Genomic DNA, 12,020 nt, shown 5'->3' on the forward strand with positions numbered 1-12,020 from the left:
GTCGGGTAATCACGAACTACAAACCACAGACTTGGTGTTATACACATCAACAATGTACAATTCATGCAACCTAAAATTCATGCAACTACAGTAGTCGGTATTCGGCACAACGGGCAGGTGTCGCTCGGTGCCGATGGACAGGCTACAATGGGCAACACCGTTGCCAAAAGTAACGTACGCAAAGTACGCATACTGATGGGCGGAAAAGTGCTGGCCGGTTTTGCCGGATCTACTGCCGATGCGTTCACACTGATCGAACGCTTCGAAGAAAAACTCAACGCCTACGGCGGAAACCTCAAACGGGCTGCCATCGAACTGGCAAAAGACTGGCGGACTGATCGCTATCTCCGTAAACTGGAAGCCATGTTAATTGTCGCTTCCAAAGATGATCTATTATTGGTATCGGGTACTGGCGACGTCATTGAGCCCGATGCCGATGTGGCAGCTATCGGCTCGGGCGGCATGTACGCTCAGTCAGCTGCTTTGGCCCTGAAGAAACATGCATCGGGCCTGTCGGCTGAAGAAATGGTTCGGGAAAGCCTGCACATCGCTGCGGATGTGTGTATCTATACGAACCATAATTTAGTTGTTGAGACGTTGTAAGTATAGATAACCCCTACGTTATCTATCTTTGCCCTTCATTACTCCCCGTTATGGAAAAAGTAAACTCAATTGGCTCATGGCGCATGAACCGTCGCATTGCGATGGGTTTTGTGGTCGCTATGGTGCTGATTGCGTCAGGGTTTACCATATCGTTCTACAGCTACATTCAGTATGGGAATGATACGCAGCGGGTTCGTCACACGTACGAAGTAATAAGAGCTCTTGACAATATATTGTCTCTGGTAAAAGACGTTGAAGCCAGCTCAGGAGGGTATTTGATCACGAAGGATGTCTCGTACCTGGAGCCCTATCGAAAGGCATTGAACGTGTTGCCAGGGGAAGTAAAGAAACTGAAAAACCTGACCACCGACAATCGAATTCAGGTCCGGCGTCGTATCCTTCTTGAAAAACTTATTCAGGAAAAGCTGGCTATCACAAAAGTACGCCTTACAACGAAGCTTTCGGACAGAAACAGTCTCCAGATCAATGAGGATAGCAAACGCCGAATGGATCTATTACGGACCCATGTGGCGTTGATGGACGAAACGGAGCAAACCCTGATGGATGTACGAAACCGGCAGGCCGATCGATCCTTTCGGAACACGCTCATTATTATTGCGGCCCTATCGCTGCTAACATTCCTAACATTAGTTGTGCTGTACCGGTTGCTGGAGCAGGAGTTGACGCATCGGCAGCAGACTGAAGACCAGTTGCGTGCATACGACACTCAGTTAAGAGGCCAGATTCGACAACTGGAAGCCTCGAATGAAGAACTGGAGCGGTTTGCTTTTGTGGCAAGCCACGATTTGCAGGAGCCGTTGCGTAAAATTCAGTCGTTTGCCAATCTGATTACTGATCGATATGGTAACTTGTTCGACGCGGATAGTATGCTGTTTATGGGCAAAATATCGAATTCGGCCGAGCGCATGTCCAAACTCATAAAAGACCTGTTGAATTTTTCCCGTATTTCCAGTCACCGGGAGAACTTCGAACGGGTTTCGTTACGTGACACCGTGCAGCGTATTCTGGATGATCAGGAGTTGCGAATCAAGGGGTTGGATGTTCAGCTTGACGTAGGTAACCTGCCTGACATTGAAGGGATTGCCAGTCAAATGGATCACTTGTTCAATAACTTGATTTCCAATGCTTTAAAGTTTATTCGACCCGGTGTTCAGCCGCTACTTCGTATTCATGTTCAGGCAATTGATGGTGAGTCTTATCCCGGATTGATACCCGGCCGTACTTATTTTGAAATTACCGTCGAGGATAATGGAATCGGGTTTGAGGAGAAATATCTTGACCACATCTTTAAAGTTTTTCAACGATTACATGGCAAAAGCGCTTTCGAAGGAACCGGTATTGGACTGGCTATTTGCAAGCGCGTTGTTATGTATCACCACGGCTATATCACGGCCCGCAGCCAACCAAATGCCGGCACCACGTTTGTAGTCGTTTTACCAGAAAGCCAATCACAACAACAGTATGACCGACCAACTTCAGAAACCTATTCATATCCTGCTAGTTGACGACGACGAAGACGACCGTTACCTTACTCGGGAGGCATTTCATCAGCATTATCCAGCGAGCCGTATTTCCTTCGCTGAAGATGGCGAAGATCTGCTAGATTTCCTACGGTATGAAGGGAAGTATGCAGGATCAGCTCATACGCTGCCTGAACTCATATTACTTGATTTGAACATGCCCCGCAAAGATGGCCGGGAGGCCCTTCGGGAAATTAAATCGAACGATACTTTTCGCCATATCCCCATCCTGGTGCTGACTACGTCGGATGCCAAAGATGATATTGAAACGTCTTATTTTAATGGGGCCAACAGCTTTATTACAAAGCCCCCCACCTTCCAACGGCTAAGCGAAGTAACAAAAGCCATTGGCCAGTACTGGTTCAATGTCGTAACCGTTTGCGAGCACTCGGAAGACGAATAAAAGGTAAACGAGCGAACGAATGAACGAGCAAAAATGCGGAGGCCAGCCATTTTCGCTCGTTCATTCGTTCGCTCGTTCGCTTTTGCCGTTTAGCCCAACCAGACTGACGAAAATTTTCTCCAGCGCGTTGGTTACGGCGCGGTTCTGGCCAGGGGTGAATTTATTGACCAATACGCAAAAACTCATGCGTTCGCCGTCCAAAGTTGTGAAGTAACCCGCGTAAGCACGAACGCCCTCGATGGAGCCACTCTTAGCCCGAATGTTACCCGCTGCGGCCGTTCCACGAGCCAGATTTCGTACCGTTCCGGTTTGTCCGACAACCGGAATCGTTTCATAGAATTGGGGGAAAACTTTCTCCCGACCCATGGCGCTGAGAATCCCGGTCATGTTATCCGCTGTCAGTGACCCCACGGTTGATAGGCCGCTTCCATCCCGAATTCGAAACCCATTCAGATCGACCCCTTTGTTTTTCCAATAAGCCGTTAGGGCGTTTACACCAGCCTCCGTCGACGGAACGGATTTCGTCAAGGCCAGAGCTGTCGTTCGAAGAAAAGCTTCGGCGTATAGATTGATACTCTGGTAGTTTGTCTGTTGAATCAACTCCGTCAGCAACGGAGACTTGTGCTGATTGAGAAGCGTTCGTTTGCCGGTTGGTACCACCGTTTTGGGTAAACCGCCCCCTTCTGATACGGGTGATCCGCTGACCGTTATACTATCCTGAATAAGCTGATTTTGAAGCGCAAAGGCGGCAAAAAAGGCGGGGTCGGGCAGGGAGCCTTTTACACTGAACTCGTTGGCTGGTTCACCCAGGGGAACTTTGCCGGTCAGCCACTGCTGATTCGTAAATGGCGCTCCATAGATATTCACCTGATCGCCGGTGTTGGCGGCATCGGTTGTAACGGTGTTCTGAAAGTTAATATAGGGGAGTGCGGGATCCGTACGCAGCACACGGGTGGGTGTACCCACGGATTTGCCTGGCCTGAAAAAAACGCGGTACAGATTTTCATTAATATTCAGGGCGCTTAAACTGGCTCCGTAATAATTACCCAGATCACCAAACGGCCAGGTGCCTGGCGTCGTCAGGTCATTGTACAGGCTGGCATCCCCCACGACCGCCCCCTGTATTTTTCGAATGCCGGCAGCCCGGACGGCGTCCGACCAGCTCCGGAGTAGCGTTGGCAACTCATAATAAGCCGGAAATCGCCAGCTTCCCAGGGAGGGATCGCCCGTGCCCCGGATGTATAAACTGCCGGTCAACACACTGTCTTTTATCGTGCCATCGTACTCAAGATTGGTCGTGTATGTATAGTTGGGTCCCAACACGGCCAGGGCGGTCGCCGTTGTAATAAGTTTTAGAGTTGAGGCCGATGGTAGGCTTAACTTCGCGTTATAACTAATAAATTCCTCCCCATCGCGTACCCGCCGAACCGACAGCGCAACGGTTCCGTATCGAATGGCCGGGCTCGCCTGGAACGTTTCTACCTGCCTGAGCAGTTGCTGAATAGCCAGCGAATCGGCTGGTTGCCTGGGTTGGGAGAATATGGGTAAAGAGGTGAAAAAAGCAAGCAGACTGGCGACCAAAACAAACGAAAGGTCAGCCCGAAAATGGGGAATAAAGCGCATTCAGGAACAGTTAGGCGATTCAATGGCTATTTCGTACTTTTGCAAACTTACGAAGTTTGCGCCACCCAACTTGCGTTAAAAGCACCTATCCTAAGATATCGAATAAACGACACCGAATAGTTAAAGTTGCACGCATGAAATTATCATTTTTGGGGGCGGCCCGGCAGGTAACTGGCAGTATGTATCTGCTGGAACTGGAGGATGATTACCGCATCCTAATTGACTGTGGTTCCGATCTGGAGCGCTCCGCACCACGAGAGGCCAGTTCAAACGGTCAAACACCCCCCGCCGTTGCTCATCCGGGATTTTTCCCATTTGAGGCATCAAGTATAAATCTGGTCCTGCTGACCCACGCCCATGTGGATCACTCAGGCAATTTGCCCAATTTGTTTCGCGAAGGATACGAAGGTCAGATACTCTGTACGGAACCTACGTTCGCCCTGACGAATGTGCTCCTCAAAGATTCAGCATCGCTTAATCAGAAGCGCATCAACGAGCTGAACGCCAGTAAGAAACAGCGGGTGAAAGATCGGCAGGTGCAGATGCAGAAGGACTTGTTCTTAGACAAGCAGGTTCGGGAAACGATGGAGAATGTTGTTCCCATCGGCTTCAATCGCAAGTTCAGGGTTGCCGATGGTGTCGATGTGACATTTATCCCGGCAGGACACTTACTGGGCGCAGCGCACATTGTGATCAATGTGATGGAAAAGGGCGAGCGGAAAAGTATTTGTTTCTCGGGCGATATTGGCCGCAAAAACTACCCGCTCCTGGTCGATCCGGCTACGGTGCCTGCCGTTGACTACCTGGTTTGTGAAAGCACCTATGGAAATCGCCTTCACGAGAACCTGATGACGCCCGAAGATGCCCTGGCTGATATTATTCAGCGGACCTGCATCGACATACCGGGTCGGCTCATCATTCCATCGTTCAGTGTTGGCCGGACGCAGGCGTTGCTTTATACGCTCAACCGGCTTTATACAGAACGAAATTTTCCGCCTATCCGGGTATTTTCGGATAGCCCAATGGGATTCGAGAGCACCAAAATTTACATGCAGCACATCAGTATGTTGAATAAGGAGGCTCGGGAGTTTTACAAGGAAAACGAAACGTTGTTCGACTTTCAGAATTTCCAGTTTCTGGAATCATCGAAAGCAAGTAAAGCCGTTTCCAATTTCGCCGAACCCTGCATCATCATCTCATCGTCGGGTATGGTGCAGGGCGGTCGGGTCGAATACCACGTGGCCGAAAACATCAGCAATCCCTACGCGACCATTCTGATAATTGGCTATTGTGCTGAAGGAACACTCGGCTGGCGCTTATTGAACGGGCAGCAAACGCTCAGTATCAAAGGGACCGACCATCAGGTGTTGGCCAATGTCGAAAAAATCGACGTGTTCAGCGGTCACGGTGACCGAAATGACCTGATCAACTTTGTGCGTATGCAATCGCCCGAAACGCTCAAAAATATTTTCCTGGTTCACGGTGAGTATGAAAGTATGGAGTCATTTAAAGCCACATTGGCCGAAGAAGGCTTCCCACAGGTGATTATCCCCAAAAAAGGCGAAAGCTTTGAGTTATAAGTAGCGAGGGGTGAGGAGTTAGAAGTGAGAATGGCTGACGCATTATAGTCGCCGAACGATACGCCTAACTCCTCGCTCCACGCTTCCAACTACTACTTCATGAGAACATACCTTGACTTTGAAAAGCCCATCGCTGATCTTGAAGCACGGCTGGAGGAGACTAAGAAATTAGCGCAAACCAGCAATGTGAATGTCAGCGAAGCGGTTAACGTGCTGGAGCAGAGCATCGATAAACTGCGACGGGAAATTTTTCGGAATCTAACCCGCTGGCAGCGCGTCCAGTTATCGCGGCACCCCGATCGCCCGTATACGCTCGATTATATTTCGCTTATGTGCGATCAGTTTATCGAACTGCACGGCGACCGCACCGTTCGCGACGATCCAGCCATGGTTGGTGGTTTCTGCGAGCTGGGGGGGCAAACGGTGATGATTATCGGGCAGCAGAAGGGACGAAATACCAAACAGCGTCAGTACCGGAATTTCGGTATGCCCAACCCCGAAGGATATCGGAAAGCATTGCGCCTGATGAAACTGGCCGAAAAGTTCAACAAGCCTATTATTACGCTAATCGACACCCCCGGCGCATTTCCGGGCTTGGAAGCCGAGGAGCGCGGTCAGGGCGAAGCAATTGCCCGCAACCTGAAAGAAATGTTCATGCTAACGGTACCCGTTATTTGTATCGTTATCGGCGAAGGGGCTTCGGGTGGTGCGCTGGGTATCGCGATCGGCGATAGAGTGCTGATGCTGGAAAACACCTGGTACTCAGTTATTTCTCCCGAAAACTGCTCGACCATTCTCTGGCGTAGCTGGGACTTTAAAGAGCAGGCTGCTGAAGCCATGAAGCTGACGGCCCGTGATATGCAGATGAATAAACTGGTGGATGATATTGTGGAAGAGCCACTTGGTGGGGCCCACAACGACCATCAGGCCATGGCCAACCAGCTCAAGAAAGTTATCCTAGAGTCGATTGAACAATTAAATGCCATTGACCCGCAGGAGCGTATCAATCAGCGCATTGATAAATTCTGCGAAATGGGTGTCGTTCTGGAATAAGTGTCCGGACCAATCTTTAGATTGGCCATAGAATTAGCGAATGAAGCCGCCGGGAGATTCTTCTAGCGGCTTCATTCGTTTGGGCGAAGCGCCTGGTGTTGCTTTACTGTCAACTTTGCCATCCTGTTTCACCGTTTGTCTGCAAATCTAACGTTATCTTTGGCTTCCGGTTCACGCAACGCCCGAACCGACGCTATACGTGCAGGTTATGCTCAATACATCAACGCTCAAAAACCTTATTTTCGACCTCGGTGATGTGATCATCCCGATAGATCTGACCGCCCCCATTCGGAATTTTGCCATGCTGGCCAACCTGCCCGAAGAGCAGGTACGGGAACTTTGGATGCAACACGACATCGTTGGGCAGTATGAAACCGGCCTGATCGATGACGATGCCTTTCGGGCGCATGTCCGAACGTTGCTGAAAAACCGGGCCAACGAACCGGGTGCTGAAACGGTAGCATCAGACCAATGGGCTGATGAGGTAATTGACACGGCCTGGAATACGATTCTCCTCGACTTACCAATCGAACGCATCGAGCGGATCAAACAATTGAAGTCGGGTTATCGCCTGTTTCTGCTAAGCAACACCAGTCCGATTCACATCCGAAAAGTAAACAGCGTATTGGTAGGCATGAGTCAGCCACCTTTGGAAGAGCTTTTCGAACGGGTTTTTTATTCGTACGAGGTTCGTCTGGCAAAACCATCGCCCGAAATCTACCAGCATGTGTTGTCTGAGGGTGGCCTGGTTGCCGAAGAAACCGCTTTTTTCGACGACAACGCTGCGAACATCAAGGCTGCTGCCGGGTTAGGCATTCAGGCTGTACACGTAGAGCCGCCGTTGACCATACTAGATTATTTAAAGGATGTATGAGACTGGATGTGTGTTGTAACCACCATGTGTTCCATACCGTATGTCATATAGTCTACATCGTACATGAATAGAAGTACCAAAACGTACCTCCTCCACGGAGGTCTTTTTTTAATTACCCTGATTACAACCACCATGGCGGGAGCCGAGTGGATGTTTGGGCGGTTGTTCATTCCGATCGAGGGCATGAAAACGCTCGGCTGGGCGGAGTTTGTGGACGGATTCAATTTTTCGATTCCTTTTCTGGCTATTCTGACCGTCCATGAATTCGGCCATTATTTTACGGCCAAAGCCAACCACGTTCGGGTCACCTTGCCCTACTACATTCCATTATGGATTGGCATCGGCCAGAGTATCGGTACGCTGGGGGCGTTCATTCGGATAAAAGATTACATCAACAGCCGCCAGAAATACTTCGATATTGGCATTGCCGGGCCACTGGCCGGGTTTGCCCTGGCACTGATTGTACTTTGGTACGGTTTCACCCACTTGCCACCGCCCGAATTTATCTTTACTATCCACCCGGAATATCAGAAATGGGGACTCGATTATGGCCGCTATGCCTATCAAAATTTACCTGAAGGCGTTTCTCCCCTTCGGCTTGGCGACAATCTCTTGTTTAACTTTTTCAAGGACCATGTAGCCGATCCTGCCCGAATTCCGCACCCGTACGAGATGATCCACTATCCGTATCTGATGGCGGGCTATCTGGCCTTGTTTTTCACCTCGCTGAACCTGATTCCCATTGGCCAATTGGACGGTGGCCATATTTTGTACGCCCTCATCGGCCGCAAGCGGTTTCAATGGGTTTCCCCTGTACTGTTTACTGCATTTGCGTTTTATGCCGGACTGGGCATGTTCAAGCCCAGCGATTTTGCCGTACAAACCGATGAAGCTTTTTACTCAGAGTTAGGCAACTTTGGCTTGTACATTGGCTTCCTCTATCTGGCTTTTTCGCGGATCAGCGAAAACCGCATGACTTCCCTGATTATTACCCTTAGCGTTGTCGCCACGCAATTGGTGGTTGTCTGGGTGCGGCCGGATATCGAGGGGTACTCTGGCTTTCTGGCATTTGCGTTTGTGTTAGGGCGATTTCTGGGAATTTACCATCCAGAAACTGAACTCGAAGAGCCTCTTAATGGCAAACGGCAAGTACTGGGCTGGCTGGCGGTCGTTGTTTTTATCCTGTGCTTCAGCCCACGGCCGTTTATGTACTAATCCTGTGGTCATAAATCTTCTCTTGAGATTCATGAACGCGTGGCGCTTCCTTTAGCGAGTTTAATCGGCTTGGCCAGGACATCGAACTGCAAGGCAAACTCATTTTTGATTGCCTGATCCCCCAGATCAGTAAAGAAACTTGTTGAGTTATACCGAATCCCGAACTGCGTCCGGTCAATCAGCGCCCGACCCTTGATGCGCAGACTGGTGCCATCTGGGCTTACAGAAACGGGGAAGGAAACCAGTTTCGTGATGCCTTTTAGCGTGAGTTGCCCCGTAGCCGTCGTACCGGACAACGACCGCAGCACAAACGTGGCTGTCGGGAAGTGAGCGGCATCAAATAACGCTTCATCCCGGAGGTGCGTTTGCAGCCGCTCATTTTCATGCCGTATGCTGGTCATATCCATCGTCATTATCGCACTGGTAATCTGGTTGCCCGTACGCGTCACCTGTCCTTTGGCCAGACGGAGGGTACCGGTAGGCGCCCAGGAGCCTACTTCAGCGTAACCCGTCCAGGTAAGTTGGCTGGCAGTGGGGTCGATGGTGAACGATTGAGGCTGTGCCTGAACAGATGTCGATAGCATAAGTACGACAGCAAAAGCAACGATAAGGATTGTCAACGGTTTCATGGGTGTATCTGGTTTACTGGGGTGATTAATTAGTGGGTTTACCTTCTGTCTCGATCAGGCCGTAGCCTTTATACCGTTTTCCCTCGTGATCCTTCGCAATGATATACCAGAGGGCATCGCCCCCGTATGCCTGTTTGCCAAATCGCCAGTTTTTGTCGAATGTGTAGGTTTGCCCACTTTTTAAATTTCCATTGGGGCAGTCAAATTTTTCAGCGAACAGGTTAGTATCGTACGTTATGTTCGGGTGCCATCCTGTTGAGTCGTACCAGATAAAGCTACCTGCTTCCACCAGTTCGAGATCGCTAACGTCGGCGCGAACCATCGTGGCATGCTTCCAGTAATACGTACCGCCTTCCAGCGTTGGCACGCAGGGATTGTTCGTATGCCAGAGCGTAAGTCCAACCGGCAACGAACGGAGCTTGTCGGGTAGTAGTCGGCTCTTGTCGGACCAGCCCGTGATCGAACGCTGGGCTATGGCAATGGGGCCAATGAACAGGCCGGTGATGAGGGTTGTGAGGAAAAAGAATGTGCGCATCGCAGAAACGGGTTTACTTCGTTTGAACGATACAAAGGTGTCGGCTCAAGTGGCCCCGGGCGCCCCAGAATAGGATTGGGACGTACCAACGGATGATTTGGGCCTAATTGGGCTGGGCAAATTCGCTTGGCGATTGCCCGGTATGCTGACGGAATATCCGGTTAAACGTCGTTTTTGAATTGAATCCCGATTCCAGGGCAATACCCAGCAGCGTAAGGTGAGCCAGATCATTGGATCGCAGACGCTGCTTTACTTCGTTAACCCGATAGTCGTTCACAAAATCATTGAACGACTTACCAATTCCCGCATTGATGGCCTGCGAAACTACTTTGGGGTTCAGCTCGACATGCTGGGCAAGTTCGGTTAAGGTCAGCGTGGGGTTAAGGTATAACTTGTCGATGTCCAGGGCCCGACGAATGCGCTCGACATGGTCAGGGTTTATATCGATGGCTGATTTTGCCGGGCTTAGTGGTATATCGGCTACCCCATCATTTCTGAATTGCACGCCAGCTAAATTGCCCTGTTTCAAACCGGCCACGCCCAATACAATCAGGAGCAGACAAAGCAGCTCATACGAATAGTCATATTGGTAAAACGAATGAAAAACATCGCGTAGAACAAGCTCGACAGCCCATTGTACGCACACCACGGCTAAAATTACCAACAACATCTGAAGCCACCGTAGCGTTAATCGGCTGGTTTCCGAGAAGTTTTCCTGTACATAATGACTATACTTTCGGAGTAGCCGCAACGATAAAATCAGGTAGATCAGCAACGAAAGCCAGGTGCCGTCGAATTCGATACTATAGGTGATCGGGTAATGAACGTTTGCCCAAAACCAGTTTCTGAATTCGTAAGACTGGCAGGTGAGAAAGAGATAAAGTAATGCCTGAACCGCAACTGGCACAAAATGCAGCCAGTGGGTTCGCTTAAAACGAAAGTTGCTGTTTGTCAGGCTTTTGACGTAAAAATAAATAAGCGGGCCAAAGGCGAATGAATAAAAAATGGGCAGAAAATAAAGCCCCGCATTTTGTTTATACAGGCCCGATACCCGAAAGAAGCCGTCAATTTGCCAGCACGAAATAGCCGCCATCAACCCCGCCAGAAAGCGGTTAGCCAGCCGGTTGTAACGGGTAAACCACAGTAGTCCGGCCGAAAAAAAGCCGATATTGATGATGGACAACGCCAGGATTACCTCAAATGCGAAGCGAATCTGCATGGGGTTAGCCGACCAGTTTCATGTCGTCGGCCAGTTTAAAGACTTTTTTCAAGCATTTGGCCGTTAGTACCGCATCTTCAAGTGCATTATGAAAGCCGTCTTCGCGGGTGAACCCAAAATAACCCGCAATGGCCGTGAGACTCAGCCGGTCCGGCACTTTTTGTCCGTTTGCTTTTAGAACGCGAAACGTAAAATAAGCCAGCGTATGCAAATCGAGCAGCACACGGGAGTACGGCCATTTGAGTTTCTCATAGCGGTACGCTTCTTTAAGAAAGTTGATGTCGTTTATGACGCTCTGACCACAAATGATCACATCGCGCAAATACGGGGTGCGGTCCAACTGTCCTTTGGGCACGCGCAGACCAAGCTGGGCACAAATCCATTCTTCCAGCTCGGGCAGTACATCATAAATCATGGGCGCATCTTCCAACTCAGCCAGCGATAAGTTATGAATCTTTTCGGAAGAAGACGAGAAGGCTTCCTTATTCTCCGGGTAAACATTTGTGAGGTAGGTGCCTTTTTCGATCCAGTTATCGTCGAACAGGACAGCACCAATCTGAATAATCTCGTTGTAATCAGGCTCTGGTCCCGTCATTTCGAGGTCAAGAACTAGGTAAGGCATGCTTTTGAGCGTTTATACAGTAGAGAGAATTTTAAAAAAAATGAAAAATTATTAGACAGTTTTTCTGTGTCGGAACAAACTGAGCTTTGAAGGTGTTTCACCTATAACCATCCAGAAATGTCC

Annotated in this window: 12 protein-coding genes; 7 read left to right on the forward strand and 5 right to left on the reverse strand. The window is 49.7% G+C overall.

From position 1 onward, the window contains the following. Positions 1–63 precede the first annotated feature (63 nt). The 3 genes from hslV to ACYU8Y_RS07690 are packed head-to-tail and all read left to right on the forward strand — an operon-like array spanning position 64 to position 2,547. Positions 64–603 (forward strand): ATP-dependent protease subunit HslV, encoded by a 540-nt coding sequence (gene hslV / locus ACYU8Y_RS07680; protein WP_046574578.1) that lies wholly within the window; start codon positions 64–66, stop codon positions 601–603. Positions 604–653: 50 nt separating this feature from the next. Next, on the forward strand, positions 654–2,129 hold the full coding sequence (locus ACYU8Y_RS07685) for a sensor histidine kinase (protein ID WP_460935851.1): 1,476 nt from the start codon (positions 654–656) through the stop codon (positions 2,127–2,129). After that, positions 2,086–2,547, forward strand: coding sequence for a response regulator (locus ACYU8Y_RS07690; RefSeq protein ID WP_460935853.1), 462 nt, complete (start codon positions 2,086–2,088; stop codon positions 2,545–2,547). The genes ACYU8Y_RS07685 and ACYU8Y_RS07690 overlap by 44 nt, the downstream gene beginning before the upstream one ends. Before the next feature lie 60 nt (positions 2,548–2,607). Here the strand turns inward: ACYU8Y_RS07690 and dacB are convergent, their stop codons facing one another. Then, on the reverse strand, positions 2,608–4,170 hold the full coding sequence (gene dacB, locus ACYU8Y_RS07695) for a D-alanyl-D-alanine carboxypeptidase/D-alanyl-D-alanine endopeptidase (RefSeq protein WP_460935855.1): 1,563 nt from the start codon (positions 4,168–4,170) through the stop codon (positions 2,608–2,610). A 134-nt stretch (positions 4,171–4,304) separates the two neighbouring features. Between dacB and ACYU8Y_RS07700 the strand changes: the two genes are divergently transcribed. The 4 genes from ACYU8Y_RS07700 (at position 4,305) to ACYU8Y_RS07715 (ending at position 8,892) form a co-directional block, all read left to right on the forward strand. Beyond that, positions 4,305–5,750: an MBL fold metallo-hydrolase RNA specificity domain-containing protein gene (locus ACYU8Y_RS07700; protein WP_460935857.1), complete on the forward strand. Its 1,446-nt coding sequence runs from the start codon at positions 4,305–4,307 to the stop codon at positions 5,748–5,750. Positions 5,751–5,849: 99 nt separating this feature from the next. Continuing rightward, positions 5,850–6,803 carry an acetyl-CoA carboxylase carboxyltransferase subunit alpha gene (locus ACYU8Y_RS07705; protein WP_460935859.1) on the forward strand — a complete coding sequence of 318 codons (954 nt, stop codon included), beginning with the start codon at positions 5,850–5,852 and terminating at the stop codon, positions 6,801–6,803. Positions 6,804–7,011: 208 nt separating this feature from the next. Beyond that, positions 7,012–7,677: an HAD family hydrolase gene (locus ACYU8Y_RS07710; RefSeq protein ID WP_460935862.1), complete on the forward strand. Its 666-nt coding sequence runs from the start codon at positions 7,012–7,014 to the stop codon at positions 7,675–7,677. A 63-nt stretch (positions 7,678–7,740) separates the two neighbouring features. Then, positions 7,741–8,892 (forward strand): site-2 protease family protein, encoded by a 1,152-nt coding sequence (locus ACYU8Y_RS07715; RefSeq protein WP_460935864.1) that lies wholly within the window; start codon positions 7,741–7,743, stop codon positions 8,890–8,892. A gap of 29 nt (positions 8,893–8,921) precedes the next feature. Here ACYU8Y_RS07715 and ACYU8Y_RS07720 read toward each other — a convergent pair whose 3' ends face one another. From ACYU8Y_RS07720 to ACYU8Y_RS07735, 4 genes are all read right to left on the reverse strand, one after another. Beyond that, on the reverse strand, positions 8,922–9,521 hold the full coding sequence (locus ACYU8Y_RS07720) for a YceI family protein (RefSeq protein ID WP_460935866.1): 600 nt from the start codon (positions 9,519–9,521) through the stop codon (positions 8,922–8,924). 25 nt (positions 9,522–9,546) lie between these two features. Next, positions 9,547–10,056, reverse strand: coding sequence for a hypothetical protein (locus ACYU8Y_RS07725; RefSeq protein WP_460935868.1), 510 nt, complete (start codon positions 10,054–10,056; stop codon positions 9,547–9,549). A gap of 103 nt (positions 10,057–10,159) precedes the next feature. Beyond that, positions 10,160–11,275 (reverse strand): helix-turn-helix domain-containing protein, encoded by a 1,116-nt coding sequence (locus ACYU8Y_RS07730; protein ID WP_460935870.1) that lies wholly within the window; start codon positions 11,273–11,275, stop codon positions 10,160–10,162. A 4-nt stretch (positions 11,276–11,279) separates the two neighbouring features. Further along, positions 11,280–11,897 carry a 3'-5' exonuclease gene (locus ACYU8Y_RS07735; protein ID WP_460935872.1) on the reverse strand — a complete coding sequence of 206 codons (618 nt, stop codon included), beginning with the start codon at positions 11,895–11,897 and terminating at the stop codon, positions 11,280–11,282. Positions 11,898–12,020 lie beyond the last annotated feature (123 nt).

Source organism: Spirosoma humi, assembly GCF_054776575.1.